Origin of the sequence: Gemmatimonas groenlandica, from assembly GCF_013004105.1 — a bacterium.
Classification (GTDB): domain Bacteria; phylum Gemmatimonadota; class Gemmatimonadetes; order Gemmatimonadales; family Gemmatimonadaceae; genus Gemmatimonas; species Gemmatimonas groenlandica.
On the sequence record NZ_CP053085.1, the window covers coordinates 4,148,905 to 4,167,805 of the forward strand.

The window sequence follows — 18,901 nt, forward strand, 5'->3', positions numbered from 1 at the left end:
TGGTTTTTGATCACCGATGCTCGTTCCCATGGACTAGAGCATCGGACAAGTAGTTCATTATGTCAAGTACTTCGTGCAACAAAGTGCATTTATTGCCATTACAGAGACGGGTGGCAGATGCGGCCCTGAAGCGAGACGGAAAGTGAGTTGGTGTTGAAGTCGATGATACCGTGATTGCGGAACGATCCCTTGGCGCCAGCAAATACACCGGTACCGCTTACGACCGTCAGCACATCGTTCACGCGGCAGGTCCCGGCGTCCTTCCCGGCGGGAGCGCACACCGCACGGTCCATCGTGGTAAATCCGCCTTGCTCTGAGGCGAAGAAGTGGATGAGGGTGAGATGCTGGGCGCCTTGAGCTGTCTTGCCAGACGGATCAAGTCCGGTCACGATCGACCCGAGTACGCCGCTGACTCCGCCGACGGTCGCCGGGAAGGGAAGCGCGCCGACGGTGAATTGGCCCGGCGCGTATTCGATCGTGCCGAGTGTGGCAGTGGTTTCCACCCGCACCTGGTCACAGTTCGCCGGCGTGCTCGCGGTGCGCGAGGCTTCCGGCTCCAACATGGTTGGTGTCGCGTCGCGGCAACCGGACGAAAGCAGACCGACGACGGCAACGATGCATCGCGTGAGGAAACGAGTCGTGTGGTGCGGCATGTGCTCCTCCGTAACAGGGATGAGAAGTGTGGGCGAGTTCCTTGCGCCATCTTAGATTGCTCGCGTTAGTTGATCGTTAGCTCGCTTCGACCGGCGCTTCGTCCCATGCATGCCCCTGAACCATTCGAACCAACCCGCCGTGAGCTTGTTCAGGGGCCAGGACGACGACACAGCGCAACCGCTCTCGCTTGGCCTGTTTGGCATGCCGCGATTCGACGGTCTGGGCGCGCCGCTGGCCACGGAACTGCTCGGCAAGCCTAAAGCGTTCTCGCTGCTCGCGTTTCTGGCACTCGCCGGCGGTGATCTCCGAAGTCGCGATGAAGCTCTCGCCCTCTTCTGGCCAGAGTCGGACACCACACGCGCACGCAATGCGCTGCGGCAGAGTCTCTTCCTGCTGAAGCGCTATCTACCGGCCGATGCGTTGGTGGTGATTGGACAGGAGCGCATCGGACTGTCTGCCGAGCGCGTACACGTCGACGCGATCACGTTTGCTTTGCTGCTCGGGCAGGGGCGCGTACGCGAAGCCCTCGCGCTGTATCGCGGACCGCTTCTGCCGGGCTTCACTCTGTACGAAGGATCCGACGTCACGGCGTGGCTCTCGATCGAGCGTGACCGCCTGCATCGCCAAGCGATGCGCGGCGCGATGGCGCTGGCGCGAGCGAGCAGCCTTCATGGCGACGCGGACGGTGCCGCTGCGTTGGTGCGTTTCGCGGTGGAGCGGTCGCCGTACGACGAAGAGTTGCTTCGCGCCGGCATCACGCTGCTGAACGAAACCGGTGATCGCCGTGGTGCGGCGGCGCTGTATGACGAGGCCGAAGTGCGGTTTCGCGAGACACTCGAGATCGCCTTATCGCCCGAGACGGAAGACGCCGGACGCGCTCTGAACGACGCAACCGCCCCACCAGCGTACGTCGCGCCAGTCGCGAGTACGATGGCGCGTGCGCGCAGCGTCTCCCCCGAGGCCCGGCGGTGGCACCTCAAGGCGCGTGCGTTCGCCGGTCAACGTTCGCCCCTCACGATCATGAAGGCGATTGATGGCTTCGAGCACGCCATTCGACTGAGCCCGGACTATGCCGAAGCGCACGCGGGACTCGGATTTGCGCTGTGCCAGGCGGCCGTCTACGTGGACTATCCGGGAAGCGATGTGTGGGCGCGCGCGAAGGCGCATGCCGCGCGCGCCAGCCGACTCGATCCGCAATTGGGCGAAGCGCACGCGGTGCTCGCCCACGTCACCGTCTGTTACGACTACGATTGGCAGGCGGCCGAGTCGCTCTATCAGAAGGCCATCGCCGTCGATCCCGCGTCGACGGTGACCCGGCATTCGTATGCGCTGTATTTCCTGGCCGCCGCGAATCGCACCGACGAGGCGCTGGCACTGCTTGACCGCGCGCGTGACCAAACGCCGGAGAATCCTGGGCATAGTGTGTACTATGCCCTGTGCTGCATATTCGGCCGGCGATTCGAGCGTGCGCAGCAGGAGGCGGAGTCGGTCATCGAGGCGCATCCCACCCTGGTGCAGGCGCAATGGATACGCGGCATGGCGCGCGAAGGGATGGGTGACTTGCCAGGTGCGATCACAGCCTTTGAACACGCGGTGTCGACGACTGGACGCAGCTCGATGTTCCTGTCGCAGCTTGGGCGTGCTCTGGCGCGCGCGGGCGACCATGCGGGCGCGCGCCGGATACTCGCCGAACTCGACGGACGCGGAAGCGACTGTGCGGCTGCGCTGTATAACAGCGCCGAAATACTCGCCGCGATGGGTGAGATTGAGCCGGCGCTCGACTGCCTCTACGGCGCGTACCGCCAGCGCAATCCGTATCTCATTTTCGCCGGCGTCAAGTACGCCCTGGATCCGCTGCGCGGTGCGAAGCGGTTTCGTGATCTCCTGACGCGCGTAGGCGTACCCAGCGCCGCGCAGTCGCCTTCCTGCTGATCGCCAGCAGTCGTGCTTGGACGGAAGGCGAGCGTGATGCGAGGTATTGCACGTCGATCTTCCCGGTACTGGCGAATCGCTCCCGGTTGCGCCGCGCGATCCACACTTCGTGATTCCTGTAGCGTGGCCCCGCACAGCAGGATTCGCGCGACCGTCGCCGACCGTCGGAACAGGCGACCCATGTCGAACCCCGTCGCCACTTCGAGTGCGAGCAGCATCAATCCAGCGGCAACCACGAGCATGTAGGCCTGCGCATACCCTCAGGCGGTGGTGAATCCGGTCGCGTCACCGGTCCGGCGTGGCCAATCAAGGCCGGGGTGGGCATCGAACATGACCCATGTGTCTGTGTAGGAGCTTACTATTGACCTGCTTCCTTCCTCATGCCTCCTCTCCGCCAATGAAAACCATCCTCGTCCTCGGTGCGAACGGCTCCGTCGGCAGCGAACTCTCGCGGTTGCTCGAACAGGTTGGTCACACTGTTCGACGGGCCACGAGTCGCAGCTCTGACGCCGGTGCGGTGCACGTCAATTTGCTGTCCGGTGACGGTATCGCGAATGCCATGCACGGCGTCGATGCCGCTTTCCTGCTGTCGCCGACGGGACACGTGAATGTCGATGAACTACTTAGCCCGGTCGTCGAGCAGGCCCGCGAACATGGTGTGCAGAAGCTGGTACTCATGACGGCTATCGGTGTCGACAGCGGGCTTTCTGTGCCGATGCGCACGGTGGAGCGCGAGGTGGAAGCGTCCGGCATCGCGTGGAATGTGATCCGCCCGAATTCATTCATGCAGAACCTGAGTAGCTATTGGCTGCACGGTATCGCTCACGCCGACGCGATCATGCTGCCCGCTGGCACCGCGAAAGGAAGTTTTATCGATGCGCGCGACATAGCATCGGTGGCTGCCGCACTGCTGCAGCACAACACGTTCGACAATCGCGCCTTCGATCTCACGGGTGGCGAAGCGCTCGACTACGATACTGTCGCGCAGCTACTTAGCGTCGAGTCATGTCGTGCCATTCGCTACCAAGAGATCAGCCGGGATGACATGCGCGCCGGATTGATAGGTGCCGGACTTCCCGAACCGTACGCTGACTTTATTCTGCTCACGCTCGACTACTTCAAGCGCGGCGAAGCGGAGCGCGTGACTGATGCCGTCCCACTCATCACTGGTCGTTCAGCGCGGACGATGACTGCCTACGCGAAGGACTACCGAGACGCCTTCGTGCGATCATGATCGACACGCTTCGCGAAAGTTTGCAGGCTGCGCTCGGCACCGCCTTCCTTCTCGGGCGTGAACTCGGCGGCGGAGGCATGAGCCGCGTCTTCATCGCCCGCGATACCACGCTCGAGCGCGAGGTGGTGGTCAAGATGCTGTCACCGGAGCTCGCGCAGGAGCTGTCGGTGGAACGGTTCGGGCGCGAGATCGCGCTGGCTGCCGCACTGCAGCACGCGAACATCGTTCCCGTGCTGTCGGCCGGGGTGACCAGCGAGGGGCTGCCTTTCTACCTGATGCCCTTCGTGGAGGGCGCCTCGCTGCGCGATCGGGTTGGCGGCGGCCGCATGATGCCGATCGCGGAGGTCCTGCTGGTGCTCAACGATGTCGCGCGCGCGCTGGCCTACGCGCACGGCCGCGGTGTGGTGCACCGCGACATCAAGTCGGACAATGTGATGCTCTCCGGTGGGGCGGCTCTGGTGACCGACTTCGGCATCGCCAAGGCGATGAGCTCGGCCCGCACGACATCGAGCGACAGCCAGAGCACCAGCCAGCTGACCCGCATGGGCACGTCCCTGGGCAGTCCGGCGTACATGGCGCCGGAGCAGGGCGCCGGCGACCCCGATACCGATCATCGCGCCGACCTCTACGCGTTCGGTGCGATGGCGTATGAGCTTCTGACCGGATCAACGCCGTTCGGCGATCGACCGGCACACGCGCAGCTGATTGCCCACCTGTCGGAAGCACCGGTGCCGGTGGCGACGCGGCGCGCTGATGTGCCCGAGCCGCTTGCCCGACTCTTGATGCAATGTCTGGAGAAGGATCCGGCCGATCGCCCGCGCCAGGCAGCGGATGTGATCGAGCAGTTGGCCGATGCGGCGTCGGCGTCGCGCACCGGCACGACGGGGCAGTTCGCGGCAGGCGCGACGGCCGCGAGCCCCGTGACGAGTGCGACCAACGCCGCACCGCGTCGGGGCACGCGCGGATTCGTGATCGGCGGTGTCGCGCTTGCTGCAGTGGCCGCAGTCGCGTGGTTTGCCACGCGCGGGCCAGCGAAGGCTGCAGGCCCCGATGCCTCGTTGGTGGCGGTGATGCCATTTGCCGTGCGCGACGCGTCGCTGAATGTGTGGCGTGAAGGACTCGTGGACATTCTGGCGCGCAGTCTCGATGGCGCCGGCGCACTGCGCTCGGTGTCGCCCTCAATGAGCATTGCGCAATCCCCCGAGCGCGCTGACGTCACGACGGCCACCGCGCTCGGCACATCCCTTGGCGCCGGCCTGGTGCTCTTCGGCGACATCAGCCCCTTGGGCAAGGACTCGGTGCGTTTGCGTGCGGCGCTGGTGAATGTGGCGGACAGCGCGGTACGGCAGGAGGTCGACGTGAGTGGGTCAACGCTGCGCATCGATGCGCTGGCCGACTCGCTCGCTCTGCGGCTGTTGCGCGCCATGGGGGGCAGCGGGTCGCTGGCCAAGGGCGCGCGCATTTCGTCGATGGGCACGTCGTCGCTGGCGGCACTCAAACTGTATCTGCAGGGACAGCAGTTCTATCGACGCGGCGTCGTGGACTCGTCGCAGCTGTCATACGAAGCGGCCGTGGCGACCGACTCGACGTTCGCGCTGGGCTGGCGCGGTGTGGCGTCGGTCTACATTCGGACAGGGCGCGAAGCCGCGCCGGAAGCGCAGGCGGCGCTCGACCGCGCCATTCGCCTGTTCCGCGGCGGCAGTCCGCGCGACAGCCTGCTGCTGCACGGTGACGCGCTTCGACTGGCCGTTGTCCGGCGCACACCAGCGGTGAATGAAGCGATCGCTGACATTCCCGCCGTCACGGCGTTGCTCACGGCCCTTCGCGAGTCCACCGGTCGGTATCCTGGTGACGCCGAGCTGTGGCTCGAGCTAGGCGATGCCGGTTATCACTTCGGGGAGCTGGCCGGCGTTTCGGATACCGCGATACTCCGTGACTTTGCGCGGGCGATCGAACTCGACTCGATGCTGCTGGTCCCGTACGTGCACGCCTACGGCATGGCGCTGCGGATGGCCCGCTTTCGCGAGGCAGCCACGTATGCCCGCGGGCTGCAACGTTTGTCGCCACCCACCACGGCGCCCTACTATTCGCTGCAGGCTAGTCTGCTCGACTCGGCGCCGTCGTTAAGCGCCTTGGCCAAGGCGAAGATCGATTCGCTGCCGTTGGCGTATGTCGCGAAGAGTCTGCAGGATCTGGGGACGTCGCCGGAGGCGAGCGCCTTGTCGCTGGCCATCACCGCGCACCAATCGGCACGACTGGCGGCGAACCCGACCCTTCCTGACTCGGCGGCGTTCGCCCAGCGCCTGCTGTTCGCGCAGGCGCAGCGCGGCAAGTCGATCGCGACTCCACAGCTGCTCACCTTCAGCGACCGGGCGCTGCTGGCGCAGATGGGACAGCTGCCGTCGGCGGATCTCCTGAGTGAGGCGCGGCCACTCCTCGCACGTCAGCCCGCGACGCTGGGATCGATGTTTGCGCTATATGCCGGCGCGCGTGACACCGCGTCGATACAGTTGCTGGTGAGTGCCTTCGATAGCGTGGATGCGGCAGCACGGGCACGTGGACAGGACCGCATCGCGCACTACGGCGATGTTGCGCGATCGTATCTGGCACTCGCCCGTGGTGACACGGCGGCCGCGCTGCGCGGCTTCCTCGCCTTGCCGATGGCGATGTGTAGCAGTGCGCCATGTGCCGCCACGACCACGAGCCGGCTGCTCGTGCAGGCCAAACGTGATGCCGATGCGGCGCGGCTGCTGGATCGCGCGATCCCCACGGCGATGTCAGCGCTCAACGCCGCGCCGCTGATGCTGCTACGCGCGGAGATCGCCGAACGGCTGGGGGATCGCGCCAGCGCACAGAAGTGGTACGCGCGCGTGGTGGCGCAGTGGGGCGGCGGCGATGGGGCCGTGCAGGGCGCGGTCAGTGCCGCGCGTGCTGGTTTGACGCGCGTGCGCTAGCTTGGACGAATCACTCTTGGGGGAATACCAATGATTCAGACCGTTGCATTTATGCTGGCCGTCGCGGGCATCCCGGTAAACGGTGCGGAGCGGCCGTGTCGCGGTTGGACCATGATCTACGCGGACACGACGGTCGACGCGAAGAGCAGCATTCTGACGCATACGAGCAAGTCCGGACCCGCCTTTCCGCAGGAGCTTCACAAGTTCAGCCCCGGCAAGGTGACGGCGACATTCGTCGTGGATACCACGGGCCGCGTGATGCCAGCCAGCGCCGAGATCCTGTCGGAGTCCCATGTGGAGTTCGGTAAGTCCGTGTGCGAATTCCTGACGCGGGCTACGTTCCAACCGGCGCTTGTGAATGGGCGAAAGATGAGCGTGCGTATCTCGTCGGCACCTTTCCAGTTTTATCTCCAACGGTAGCGTAGCGATGCTCTTCGAACGGCGTGTGACAGCTCGCGGTCTGATCGTTCTCTCTACCCTCGCGTGCATCGCTTGCGCCAAGCCGACAACGCCGGAATCGACGCTCAAGGTGTCGTACTACGCGCAGGACTCGGCGTTTGCCAGCGCGGAGCCGCTCCGTGTCGATGTGGGCTCCGGCGAGCAGTTACGGAGCCTGCGTGGTATCGAGCTGGCGCCCTATCACCCGTTTCTCGTGTCGGGTGTGATGCCGCTCGACACCGGTGCGACGTTGCCGATCACCGTGGTCATGCTCGGCGCCAATGCCGACACCGCCGCGAAGGCACAGCTCACCTTCGGTCCGATCGAGTCGGCGACGTCGTACACCCTCGGCGTCAGTGCCGGCGGGCGCAATCCATCGAGCGCGCCGTCACGGTGTGGTGTGCAGGTGGCGGTGCCGATGACACGGGCCGGTGGCGTGCAGCGGGGTGACTCGCTCTTCGTGAGCATCGCCGGTGTGCGCGACGGGAAGGAATGCTGAGCGCATCACGCGCTGAGCTCAGTCACCAGCCGATAGCCCTAGCGCCGACAGCGCCACATCCGCATGAAACGCTGTCTTCGCCGCCACGATGCCGATGCGCACGATGCAGCTGACATCCAGCGGTGTGGCGAGCGACACCGGCGTGAACGCATCCCAGCTCAGCATGACCTGCATCCAGTCGTGTGACACCAGCAGCGGCGCGCCGTAGTACTGCCACGGAGCGCGCGTATCGGCGGTGCGCAGATGCACGAAGTACGAACCCGGCGCTCCACACACACTGAGCACAACGCCGCGGAAGCCGCGCGCATCCACACCGCTTCCCGGCGGGTTGCCCAGCGAGCAGGCGGCCTGCAGAAACCCGCCGTTCTGCTCGAGCGACACGTCGCCGGTGAGGTGCAACGCATACCGGCCATACGCGGTGGTCATCACGCCGCGCACGTGACTCACGCCTCCCATGACCCGATCGGAAAATACCGACCACCGTCGTGTCATCGACTCCGGCCCCGCGTCGAATTCGTCGAGACGCAGCACGGTCGGCGTGAGGTCTTCGCTCACTTCGGCGTGCGAGCCTTCCAGAGTGCCAGCAATGCCGCTTCGCGTTCCGGCGTAAAGCCGGTCTTGATCGCGGCCTGACGCTCGGCCGGCAATGTCTTCCACCACGCGAGCGTGTCGCGCGCCGTGTCTTCCATCGGGCGTACCGTCAGACCCGCTTTGATCTCCGGCGTGATGTCGATGCGCGCGAAACCCGCGGTACGACCGCGCATCACCTGAAACACCGGCAGCTCTTTGCCATAAGGATTCGCACCGCTCGCACGCAGGAAGTCGGCATCCACCCACGTGTACGTGGGATTGCTGCCGACGCCCTTCTGAATGCGCGACACGAACTCCTTGAACGGCATCCCCATCTGCGGGCCCACGCCGTTGAACACGCCATAGGTGCGGTTCTCGACCAGCGTGATGCAGAACTTCACGAGGTCACGCGCATCGATGATCTGGACGTGATCGGTGCCATCACCCGGCACGAGCACCTCACCGCCGCGCGCGATGCGCACCGGCCAGTTCGTGAAGCGGTCGGTGTCGTCTTCAGGACCGACGATCAACCCCGGACGTACGACCGTGACGCGACCAGGCATAGCGGCATGCGCCGCCTTCTCGGCGTACGCCTTGGCATGGCCGTAGGGGAGCGGCTTGCCCGCTTCGATCGGCGAGTTCTCGAGCGTGAGCACCGGTGCCTCGATCGACATCGGCACGCGGCTCAGGTCTTGATAGACGGAGCGCGTCGAGATGAACAGATACTGATCGACATTGTCGCGCAGCAACTCGGCCGAGAGTTTCACCCACTCGGGCGCGCTCGCGAGCGAGGCCGATTCGTCGATGACGGCATCCCACTTCCGACCCTTCAGCGCACTGAGGTCGTTGGCGCGATCACCGGCGAGCTCTTCGACATCCTTCCCGAACATGCCCGGAGCGCTCTTGCCACGATTGAAGATCGTGACGTGATGTCCGCGTTTGAGTGCTTCGCGCACATCATGCGGACCGACGAATCCCGTGCCACCCAGAATGAGAATCTTCTTCGCGGCGCGCGCGGGCACGAGCACACGCGGATCGAAGGCAGACACGGCGCCCAACGCAGCAAGTCCGGTGCCGATGAATTCACGACGGCTGTACATGGTGCGTTGGGATCGAGGGCGGGGAAAGGGAAAGGCGGAGCGCATTGGATCAATGCGCTCCGCCAACGTTACCCTTCCCGTCACGCCTGCACTAGACGTTACGGAACCAGCACCACTTGGCCACGAACTTCGCCGCCCGCGTTCGCATCGGTGTGCAAGTTCACATAGATGTTTCCGGCGCGCATCTGATCGATGAGGGCCGTCAGCGGCTGGCCGAGAAGCGTACCGCTCAGGTTGGCCGCGGTGATGAACTGCTTCCCAACGCGACCGTTCGACGCCCCGACGACGGTGGGTCCATCCACCAAGAAGGCGACCACGGCGCCGTTGGTACCGCGGGCGCCAGTGTGAAAATGACCAAAACGCATGTTGTTGAGACCAGTGACCGACACGTTCACGAACAACGTGTCGTTCGTGCGACTGAGCGTAAACTCACTGGTTCCGGTGGCCGTGGTGGTCACGGGCGGGTTTTCCTCGCCGCCGACCAGCGTAGCCCGGAACTTCACAAGGGCGGGAGCTGCAGGCGTGTCGTCGTCGCTGCAATTGGCGAGCGCGGCGCCGACGAGCAACGCGCCGGCGAGAGAAACGAGGGACCGGACGATACGGCGAGACGTGGGACGAGTCGACATTTTTGTGCGCTTGAGGGTTCACTGCTGACGTACGCGGTGAACCCCCAAGCACTGACATCGTCGCTTTGTTCCTGCGCGACGTCACATCACCGGTCTGTACTCTCAGTCCAAGTCGAAGCGATCGAGGTTCATCACCTTCGTCCACGCAGCGACGAAGTCGTGCACGAACTTGTCGCCGGCATCGTTCTGCGCATACACCTCGGCCACGGCGCGCAGCTCCGAATTCGACCCGAAGACCAGGTCCACGCGGGTGGCCGTCCACTTCACATCACCAGTGATGCGGTCACGACCTTCGAAGATGTCGCCGGCCTCGGACATAGGCTTCCACGCCGTGCTCATGTCGAGCAGGTTCACAAAGAAGTCGTTGGTGAGCGTCTCGGCGCGATCGGTGAACACGCCGTTCTTGGACTGGCCGTGGTTGGCGTTCAACACGCGCAGGCCACCCACGAGCACCGTCATTTCGGGCGCGGTCAGCGTGAGCAACTGCGCCTTGTCGACCAGGAGTTCTTCGGCCGACACGGTGAAGGTACGCTGCTGGTAGTTGCGGAACCCGTCGATCTTCGGCTCAAGCACGTCGTACGCATGGACATCAGTCTGCTCCTGCAGCGCATCCATGCGGCCGGGAATGAACGGCACGTCGACGTGGTGTCCGGCATTCTTCGCGGCCTGTTCGATCGCGGCGTTGCCGCCGAGCACGATCAGGTCGGCGATCGACACCCGCTTCCCGCCCGTCTGTGCGTCGTTGAACGCCTTCTGGATCGTCTCGTAGATCTCGAGGGCGCGCGTGAGCTTCGCCGGCTGGTTGACGTCCCAGTTCTTGGCGGGTGCGAGTCGGATGCGCGCGCCATTGGCACCACCGCGCTTGTCGGAGTTCCGGAACGTCGAGGCGGACGCCCATGCGGTGGCGACGAGCTGGCCGATGGAGAGTCCAGCGGCGAGGATCGTCGCCTTGAGCGCCGCGATGTCCTGCGCGTCGACGAGCGTGTGATCGACGGCCGGGATGGGATCCTGCCAGATCAGCACTTCGTCAGGGACGAGCGCGCCGAGGTAGCGCGTGCGCGGACCCATATCGCGATGCGTGAGCTTGAACCATGCGCGGGCGTAGGCGTCAGCCAGTTGATCGGGGTTCTCGTGGAAACGCTTCGAAATCTCGAGGTACGCCGGATCGACGCGGAGCGCGATGTCGGTCGTAGCCATCATCGGCGCATGCCGCTTCTCGGGATTGTGCGCGTCGGGCACCGTCGTGGCCGCGGCGGGGTCGGTGGGCGTCCACTGATGCGCTCCGGCCGGGCTCTTGGTAAGCTGCCACTCGTAGCCAAAGAGTGTGTCGAAGTAGCCGGTGTCCCACTTGATCGGGTTCGGCGTCCAGGCGCCTTCCACGCCGCTGGTGATCGTGTGCTCACCCTTGCCGCTGCCGAACGCGTTCGTCCAGCCGAAGCCCTGCTCCTCGATGCTGGCGCCTTCGGGCTCTCGGCCAACCAGCGCTTCCGGACCGGCACCGTGCGCCTTGCCGAACGTGTGGCCACCGGCAATGAGGGCGACGGTTTCTTCGTCGTTCATGGCCATGCGCGCGAACGTCTCACGGATATCGCGCGCCGATGCCATCGGGTCGGGATTCCCGTTCGGGCCCTGCGGATTCACGTAAATGAGCCCCATCTGCACGGCCGCTAATGGCTGTTCGAGCTCGCGGTCGCCGGAGTAGCGCTTGTCGCCCAGCCACTCGGTTTCGGAACCCCAATAAATGTCCTCCTCGGCCTCCCACACGTCGGCGCGGCCGCCGGCGAAGCCGAAGGTCGTGAAGCCCATCGATTCCATGGCGACGTTGCCCGTGAGCACCATCAGATCGGCCCAGGAAATCTTCTGGCCGTACTTCTGCTTAATGGGCCACAACAGGCGGCGCGCCTTGTCGAGGTTACCGTTGTCGGGCCAGCTGTTGAGCGGGGCGAAGCGCAGCGTGCCGGCGGAGGCACCGCCCCGACCATCGGCCGTGCGATAGGTGCCGGCGGCGTGCCACGCCATGCGCACGAAGAACGGTCCGTAGTGCCCGTAGTCGGCCGGCCACCAGTCCTGCGAATCGGTCATGAGCGCGATGAGATCCTTGCGAACCGCCTCGATGTCCAGCGTCTTGAAGGCGTCGGCGTACGTGAATCCGGCTCCCAGCGGATCGGAGAGCGAGGAATGCTGGCGAAGAATTCCGACATTCAGTGCATTCGGCCACCAGTCACGGTTCGATCGACCGCGTGCCGTCGTCGTCGACTTGGGTGCCACTGCGCCGTGCGCCACCGGGCACTTGCCCGCGCCCTCTCCGTCCATGCCTTCCATCGCGATCTCCCCGATCTACACTGCGTTGAATGAGCCGCTCGGTTCGTGACTCGGCTCGATATGAGGTGCTCTCATGCTGCCTCATCTGAGAATACGAGCTGATCCTATAGCCCGCAATGCTGTGAATGCTATACAAAGTATAGGCGTTGCCTATATTTCAGCATGGATGCCATACTCCTCCGCTCGTTCCTCGAAACGGCTGATGCCGGCACGCTCAGTCGTGCCGCGCGGCAGCTGGGCATATCGCAGCCGTCACTGACGGGGCAGCTGCAGCGTCTGGAGACGCATCTGGGGGTGTCGCTCTTCGACCGACACGGGCGTGGCGTCACCCTCACGGACGCGGGCAAGGCGCTCTACCCGCGGGCGCGCCGCATACTCGACGAGGTGCGTGACACGGAAGACGCGATCCGGCGCGAGGGGGCGGACGGGGCGGGCACGCTGAGCGTGGGCGCGATCCCCACGGTGGCGCCCTATGTCCTGCCGGCGGCTGTGCAGCGGCTGCGCGCGCGTCATACCGCCATGCGCGTCGAGCTGCGCGAGGACTACAGTGCGGTGCTCGCCCGGCTACTGCTCGACGGCGCGCTTGACGTGGTGATCGCGGCGCTGCCGTACTCGTTCGACCATCTCGATACCGAGCTGCTTGGTAGCGACGCACTGGTGGTCGCCGTGCCCGCCGCGCATGCCGCCGCGCGAGCCGGGCGCATCACCCTGTCGCAGCTCCGTGATGCGCCGGCCGTGACGTTGGATCCCGCGCATTGTCTCGGCGAGCAGGTGGCCGGGTTCTGCTCGAGCCGGCAGGTGTCGCCGAGTGTCGTGTGTCGTAGTGCGCAGCTGGCGACCGTGCTGGAGTTGGTGGGCGCAGGCGTCGGCATTTCGATCGTGCCGGCGATGGCCGCGGTGCGACACAACACGCCGCAGTGTGCGTACGTGCCGCTGGTCGACCACACGTTGCAGCGTGAGATCGTAGCAGTGTGGCGACGCGGGGCGGCGCAGTCGGCGCAAGCGCGCGCGTTCGTGGAATGCGTGCGGGAGGTTGTGCGGCTAGGGTAGCGGTTCAGGTTTTATTCACTATTCAGTAAACAGGCGTCTGGCGTCTGTCTGCTTATAGTGCTCAGAATTCAGCAAATACAGTGCACAGTACAGAGAATTTGGTGGTGCCGAACGATGGTGAGGAGCTGCACCATGCGAGCCGAAGCGCCCGTGGGATCGCCGGTTCGCGCGATGTCCACTCGGATCGCCAGTGCCACGAAACTGCTCGGCACTGCGGACTGTGGATGCTGAATTCTGAACACTATACCCAGTCCGACGCCTGACGCCTGTCCACTGGCCTCTGCCTCTGACCCGCGCGTTTCCGCCGCCGCTACTCGACTTTCGTGACCCGATTCTCTGGGTCCCGCTCGACCACAATCGTGAACTCCTTCGTCAGCGCGACAATACCGGCCACGGCCGCCCAGAACGGCGCCAGAAACGCGCCAGCCAGCCCTGCCGTGAGCGGCATGTCTATCAGCGTGCGGCCGGTCGCGTTACGCACGATGATGCGACGCACGTTGCCCTCGCGAATCAGCTGCTTGAGGGTCGATTTGAGTTTGTCGCCCGCGACCTTGATCTGCTCCATCGCCGCCTCGCTGCCGGAGTGATGGGTGGTCGAACGCGGCGTCGGATACGCCTGTCGGCCATGCCATCGTTGCATAATCTATGGTCTCCCGGCAACGGGCCGGTATACCTCTCATACGACGGCAACCCACCACGATGAGCTCGTGATGAAAACCCAGTACTACACCGCGTCGAGTCTCGACGGATTTCTGGCGACAGAAGACGATTCGATCGAATGGCTCGATGCGCTCGCCGACATTACCCTGACGAGCTACCCGATGTTCATCGCCGACGTCGGTGCGCTCGCAATGGGATCGGCGACCTACGAATGGATGCTGCGTCACGTGCTGAAGCCGGCGACCGGAGACGGTGCGCCGTGGCCCTACACGCAGCCCACCTGGGTGTTCACGAGCCGAGCGATCGAACCGATCGACGGGGCCGAGATCCATGTGGTGCGTGGCGACGTGCGCCCGGTGCACGCCGCGATGACGCAGGCCGCCGCCGGAAAGAACCTCTGGATCGTTGGCGGTGGCGATCTGGCGGGGCAGTTCTACGACGCCGGACTGCTCGACGAGATCATCGTGCAGGTCGGCTCGGTCACGCTGGGTCGCGGCAAGCCGCTGTTGCCGCGTCGTGTCGACGGCGCGAAGGCGCTCCGACTGACGTCGGTGGAGCGCCTCGGGGACGGCATGGCGGAGCTGCGCTACGACGTGCCGCGTACGACCAGCACCGACGCGGCACCGCGCTAGTTTCGCGTGCCGAACACGATATCATCCGGTCGGCGACAGCGTCGGCCACGCGACGACGCTATCCGGCACGGACGCTCCCCTCATGACGCACGAACCATGACGCATACGCTCGACAACGTGTTCGGGTATCGCGGCGACGCGATGCATCTGCCAGTGCCGAATCTGACCGCGGCCCTTCCGTTCTACGAAACGGTGCTGGGGTTCCGCGTGGTGTCTCGTGGCGATGCGCCGCTTCCGCATGCGATCCTGGCTCGCGATAGGGTGCAGATCGGGCTCGAGGAAAACGGCGGCGATCCCACGCAAGACGGTTGTGCATTTCATGTGCGTGGGTTGACGGCGTTGTTCGACGAATTCGCGACGCGCGGGCTGGCCAAGGCACCGTCGGATTTCGGTGTCGAGCAACGCGACGGTGTGGCCTGGACGGTCTGCTATGTCATTGCGCCGGATGGATTGTGCTACTGGTTCGGAGAGCGCGGCATCACCTGACGAGGATGGCGCACGAGTGGTGTCCGCCACAGCTTTGTCTGGTCCGTTCGATTGTGCTTCACTCTTGGGGAACCTGCATGTCACCACGTCGTTCTCTCTCGCGCGTCGGCGCACTCGCGGCGCTCACCGTCGTTGCGTCGCCTCTGTTGGCCCAGCGGCCAACCACGCTGGCCGGTCGCTCGGCGGTGTACGCGCCCAACGGGATGGTGGCCACCAGCCAGCCGCTCGCGTCGTCGGCCGGTCTGGAGATCCTGCGTCGCGGCGGCAATGCGATCGACGCTGCCGTAGCCGCGGCGGCCGTGCTGAGCGTGACGGAGCCACACATGACGGGCATCGGTGGCGACATGTTCGCCATCGTCTGGTTGGCGAAGGAGCAGAAGCTCGTCGCGCTCAACGCGAGCGGACGCGCCGGCTCGCTCATGACACGCGAAACACTGCAGGCACGCGGCTTCCGCGCGGGCTCGCAGCAGGGCGTGATGTCGGTGACGGTACCGGGCGCGCTCGCAGGGTGGGACAGGCTGCTGCGCACGCACGGTACGCGTACGCTGGCGCAGGTGCTGCAACCGGCCATCGGCTACGCGCGCGATGGCTTTCCCGTGTCGCCGATCATCGCCGCGCAGTGGGGCGATGAAGTGGCGTTCCTGCAGCGCGACTCGGCGGCCGCCGCCACGTATCTACCCGGCGGACGCGCGCCGAAGGCTGGCGAGTGGTTTCGCAATCCCGACTACGCGCGCACGCTGAAGACGATCGCCGACAGTGGCATCGGCACCTTCTACGGCGGGAGCATCGGCAAGCGGCTGGTCGCGCGTATCAAGGCGCTGGACGGCTTCGTGACACTCGACGATCTGCGCAAGAACGCGCCGAATTGGGTGACGCCGATGTCGGTGCCGTTCAAGGGCTACCGCGTGTGGGAGTTGCCCCCCAGCAATCAGGGAATCGCCGCGCTGGAAATGCTGCGCATTCTGGAGCCGTACGATCTGAAGGCGATGGGCCACAATTCGCCCGCGTACTTGCATCATCTCATCGAAGCGAAGAAGCTGGCGTACGCCGACCTCGATCGCTTCGTGGGCGACGAAGATCATCTCGCGATGCCGGCATCGCAGTTGCTCACCGACGAGTTCATCGCCGAGCGACGCAGTCATCTCAATCCGTTGCGCGCGCAGGAGCGGGTGGACCCGGGTCCGCTGCGTACGAAGAGCGAGACGGTGTATCTCACCGTGGCCGATGCCGAGGGCAACATGGTGTCGTTCATCAATTCGATCTACGACTATTTCGGGTCGGGGATTGTGGTGCCGGGCTTGGGCTTCGCGCTGCACAATCGCGGGGCGGGCTTCACGCTGACCGAGGGACTTCCCAACACCGTCGCGCCGGGCAAGCGGCCGTTTCACACGCTCATTCCCGGCTTCGTGACGCAGACGGTGAACGGGCGCGAACAGGCGTACATGAGCTTCGGGTTGATGGGCGGCGGTGTGCAGGCGCAGGGACACGTGCAGTTCCTGCTCAACTACTTCGTGTTCGGCATGGACGTGCAGGCGGCAATCGACGCGCCGCGCTTCCGGCACTACGACAAACAGCGCGTGGCGCTGGAGCCGCCGATCGGCGATGGCGTACGCAACGCGCTGGTTGCCATGGGGCACGTGCTCATCGAGCAACCCACCATCGCGTTCGGCGGCGCGCAGGCGATCGTGCGACTGCCGAAGGGGTTTGCAGCGGGGAGTGATCCGCGCAAGGACGGGATGGCGGTGGGGTACTGAGGGGCGCGGCGCCGTTCGCGCGGACCAGACGCGCAGCAGCTACGGCTTCCCAGCCAGGCGCTGCAGTTCCTCGAGCACCTGAATGTCCGCGAGGTCCTGCAGGCGCCCGGTCCGCTTTGACTCGATCAAACTCCGTAAAGAGACGGTCGGCACGGCCACGCCGTCTATGGTGAACACCGCGATATCGCGCTCCGCGTCGCACCACTGGAGATTCCAGGCGCGAGTGAGGATGTCGACGTTCGGCGTGTCGCCGATCATCGTGACGCCGCGCGAGACAATGTCGGCCGCCGTGAATTCTGCAGCGACACCGACTGGCAGGTGACCCAACGCGCGCAGCACGCGGTCAGCATTCTCGAGTGTCGGATCGATCAGGATGTCGATGTCGCGAGTCGCGCGTGTCGTGCCCCAGAGTTGCATCGCGATGGCGCCGACCACCAGGTAGCGCGCCTCCTCGGCGTTCAACAACTGACAGACCTGCGCGACGCGACTGCTCGGCCTCATCACGCCAAACCGCCGCCAGCACGTTGCCACACCAGGAACTCGTCGAAGGAAGCGAAGGTGCGTGGCGCGATGACCAGTTCCGAAACACGCGACGTTTCCTGGGCTTCGTGCACCCGCTCCTCGGCGGTCATCGCCAGATCTCGACGCAGCTGCGCACGCCGTGAGCTGCCAAGGTCGTTCGCCGGCTCGCCTTGCTCGACCGCAGCCACATATCGCCGCACCGCCTCGGCTACGATCCAGCTGCGAGACCGGTCCTGTTGTTTGGCCAACCGATCGGCTGCCGCGAGGTCGGCCTCGGGTAGCGTGATGGCAATTCGGGCGTACGGGATACGATCGGACATACTCAATCATACTGAGTATTACTGAAACGTGCCACCGTTGGCTCCGGCGCAACGCGGTACCGACGCCGGACGCGTCGTCCTACTCGTCGACGCTGCGCCGCAGCTGCTCGACCGCTCGCAGCACCAGCGCATCGAGCGGCGTCGACGCTGGCGTCAGTCCGCTGGCGATGGCCAGCAGCTCCTTTCGCATAGCCGGATCCCAGAAGTGCACAAGGTGATCGCGCACGCCCTCGACTGCGTCGGCCTCGGGGTACGGCGCGAAGAAGTGCGCGATCTCATTCGCCATGCGTACGAGGTTCTCAGCCTCCATGGGGGTCCTCCGCAGGAAAGCGCACCACCCGACCGTCCGAGTGTCCGCCCACGCGGCAGGCCAGTGGCGGTTGCAGTGCGGCCGACCACTCGAGCGCCATGGTGGTCGGCGCCGACACCGTGGCGAGCAGAAGCGTGTGCGCGATCGAGGCCTTGTACACCAGTTCATAGCTGCAGCGACTGCTCATGACCACGAAGCCCGATTGCACAAGCGCTCCGCGACGCGCGAGTGCGCCCATCAGCTTGTCGAGTGCGTTGTGGCGTCCGACGTCCTCGCGCACCACTTCAATCTCTCCGTTCACGCTGCACCACGCGGCCGCATGTACCGATCGTGTGGCGGCGTTGATCGGCTGGTGAGCCGGTAGCTCGGCGAACGCACGCAGGATCGCGGCGTCGGACACGTCGGCACGACTCCGCTCGGCATCAACGCCTACTCCGCGCTGGTGCAGCTGGGCCAGCGATTCGAGGCCGCACAGGCCACACGCCGTGCTGCCCAGCAGCGATCGCGCGCGCACCGCCGACATATCGAGCGCAGACTCCGGGACAACGATGTTGACGGAGATATCGTGCAGGAACTCCGACACGACTACGTCCGTCACGGCGTGCGCATCGCGTAGCACACGCTCGGTGAGCGCGAGCCCAACGGCCAGGTCCGCGAGATCGGCCGGGGTAGCCAGCATGACCGTCCACGGCGTGCCGTTCAGCGCGATCTCGACGGGCGCTTCCACGGCAATCCCCCACGTGACCCGTTGCGCGGTGCCCTGCGTATCGCCGTGCGCGTGCGACACGGCGACGGCGCGCTGTTCATACGCGGCGCGCGCGACGTTCGTCGATGCCAT

The 18,901-nt window shown here is 65.3% G+C and carries 19 protein-coding genes; 9 read left to right on the forward strand and 10 right to left on the reverse strand.

The features are described 5' to 3' along the window. Positions 1-98 precede the first annotated feature (98 nt). On the reverse strand, positions 99-653 hold the full coding sequence (locus HKW67_RS17750) for a hypothetical protein (RefSeq protein ID WP_171226660.1): 555 nt from the start codon (positions 651-653) through the stop codon (positions 99-101). 139 nt (positions 654-792) lie between these two features. Between HKW67_RS17750 and HKW67_RS17755 the strand changes: the two genes are divergently transcribed. The 5 genes from HKW67_RS17755 to HKW67_RS17775 all read left to right on the forward strand — a co-directional run bounded on the left by HKW67_RS17755 (position 793) and on the right by HKW67_RS17775 (position 7,711). After that, on the forward strand, positions 793-2,586 hold the full coding sequence (locus HKW67_RS17755; protein ID WP_171226661.1) for an AfsR/SARP family transcriptional regulator: 1,794 nt from the start codon (positions 793-795) through the stop codon (positions 2,584-2,586). 397 nt (positions 2,587-2,983) lie between these two features. Further along, the gene (locus HKW67_RS17760) at positions 2,984-3,820 is read left to right on the forward strand and encodes an NAD(P)H-binding protein (RefSeq protein WP_171226662.1); all 837 of its coding nucleotides are present in this window, start codon (positions 2,984-2,986) and stop codon (positions 3,818-3,820) included. Next, the gene (locus tag HKW67_RS17765; protein WP_171226663.1) at positions 3,817-6,774 is read left to right on the forward strand and encodes a serine/threonine-protein kinase; all 2,958 of its coding nucleotides are present in this window, start codon (positions 3,817-3,819) and stop codon (positions 6,772-6,774) included. The genes HKW67_RS17760 and HKW67_RS17765 overlap by 4 nt, the downstream gene beginning before the upstream one ends. Positions 6,775-6,804: 30 nt before the next feature. Then, the gene (locus tag HKW67_RS17770) at positions 6,805-7,194 is read left to right on the forward strand and encodes an energy transducer TonB (protein WP_171226664.1); all 390 of its coding nucleotides are present in this window, start codon (positions 6,805-6,807) and stop codon (positions 7,192-7,194) included. Positions 7,195-7,219: 25 nt separating this feature from the next. Then, a complete protein-coding gene (locus HKW67_RS17775) occupies positions 7,220-7,711 on the forward strand; it encodes a hypothetical protein (protein WP_171226665.1) in 492 nt (163 codons plus the stop codon). Between the two features lie 18 nt (positions 7,712-7,729). On the opposite strand, the gene HKW67_RS17780 is transcribed toward HKW67_RS17775, so the two are convergent. The 4 genes from HKW67_RS17780 to katG all read right to left on the reverse strand — a co-directional run bounded on the left by HKW67_RS17780 (position 7,730) and on the right by katG (position 12,329). Beyond that, positions 7,730-8,266 (reverse strand): CIA30 family protein, encoded by a 537-nt coding sequence (locus tag HKW67_RS17780; protein ID WP_171226666.1) that lies wholly within the window; start codon positions 8,264-8,266, stop codon positions 7,730-7,732. After that, positions 8,263-9,381 (reverse strand): NAD-dependent epimerase/dehydratase family protein, encoded by a 1,119-nt coding sequence (locus tag HKW67_RS17785; protein ID WP_171226667.1) that lies wholly within the window; start codon positions 9,379-9,381, stop codon positions 8,263-8,265. The genes HKW67_RS17780 and HKW67_RS17785 overlap by 4 nt, the downstream gene beginning before the upstream one ends. Positions 9,382-9,479: 98 nt before the next feature. Next, positions 9,480-10,007 (reverse strand): CHRD domain-containing protein, encoded by a 528-nt coding sequence (locus HKW67_RS17790; protein ID WP_171226668.1) that lies wholly within the window; start codon positions 10,005-10,007, stop codon positions 9,480-9,482. Positions 10,008-10,109: 102 nt separating this feature from the next. Further along, a complete protein-coding gene (katG, locus tag HKW67_RS17795) occupies positions 10,110-12,329 on the reverse strand; it encodes a catalase/peroxidase HPI (protein WP_330998914.1) in 2,220 nt (739 codons plus the stop codon). A 162-nt stretch (positions 12,330-12,491) separates the two neighbouring features. Here katG and HKW67_RS17800 point away from each other — a divergent pair, with 162 nt between their 5' ends. Next, positions 12,492-13,379: a LysR family transcriptional regulator gene (locus tag HKW67_RS17800; protein WP_171226669.1), complete on the forward strand. Its 888-nt coding sequence runs from the start codon at positions 12,492-12,494 to the stop codon at positions 13,377-13,379. 310 nt (positions 13,380-13,689) lie between these two features. On the opposite strand, the gene HKW67_RS17805 is transcribed toward HKW67_RS17800, so the two are convergent. Beyond that, positions 13,690-14,019: a DUF4342 domain-containing protein gene (locus tag HKW67_RS17805; RefSeq protein ID WP_171226670.1), complete on the reverse strand. Its 330-nt coding sequence runs from the start codon at positions 14,017-14,019 to the stop codon at positions 13,690-13,692. A gap of 70 nt (positions 14,020-14,089) precedes the next feature. On the opposite strand from HKW67_RS17805, the gene HKW67_RS17810 reads away from it, so the two are divergent. The 3 genes from HKW67_RS17810 (at position 14,090) to ggt (ending at position 16,911) form a co-directional block, all read left to right on the forward strand. Next, positions 14,090-14,671, forward strand: coding sequence for a dihydrofolate reductase family protein (locus tag HKW67_RS17810; protein WP_171226671.1), 582 nt, complete (start codon positions 14,090-14,092; stop codon positions 14,669-14,671). A gap of 96 nt (positions 14,672-14,767) precedes the next feature. Then, positions 14,768-15,157, forward strand: a complete 390-nt coding sequence (locus HKW67_RS17815) for a VOC family protein (RefSeq protein ID WP_171226672.1) — start codon at positions 14,768-14,770, stop codon at positions 15,155-15,157. Between the two features lie 77 nt (positions 15,158-15,234). After that, positions 15,235-16,911, forward strand: a complete 1,677-nt coding sequence (gene ggt, locus HKW67_RS17820) for a gamma-glutamyltransferase (protein ID WP_171226673.1) — start codon at positions 15,235-15,237, stop codon at positions 16,909-16,911. Positions 16,912-16,950: 39 nt separating this feature from the next. Here ggt and HKW67_RS17825 read toward each other — a convergent pair whose 3' ends face one another. The 4 genes from HKW67_RS17825 to HKW67_RS17840 all read right to left on the reverse strand — a co-directional run bounded on the left by HKW67_RS17825 (position 16,951) and on the right by HKW67_RS17840 (position 18,901). Next, positions 16,951-17,412: a hypothetical protein gene (locus tag HKW67_RS17825; protein WP_171226674.1), complete on the reverse strand. Its 462-nt coding sequence runs from the start codon at positions 17,410-17,412 to the stop codon at positions 16,951-16,953. Next, positions 17,412-17,753, reverse strand: a complete 342-nt coding sequence (locus tag HKW67_RS17830) for a ribbon-helix-helix protein, CopG family (protein ID WP_171226675.1) — start codon at positions 17,751-17,753, stop codon at positions 17,412-17,414. Before HKW67_RS17830 ends, HKW67_RS17825 begins: the two co-directional genes overlap by 1 nt. 79 nt (positions 17,754-17,832) lie before the next feature. Next, on the reverse strand, positions 17,833-18,063 hold the full coding sequence (locus HKW67_RS17835) for a formate dehydrogenase subunit delta (RefSeq protein WP_171226676.1): 231 nt from the start codon (positions 18,061-18,063) through the stop codon (positions 17,833-17,835). Next, entirely contained in the window at positions 18,053-18,901 is an 849-nt protein-coding gene (locus HKW67_RS17840; RefSeq protein ID WP_171226677.1) for a formate dehydrogenase accessory sulfurtransferase FdhD, read from the reverse strand. The genes HKW67_RS17835 and HKW67_RS17840 overlap by 11 nt, the downstream gene beginning before the upstream one ends.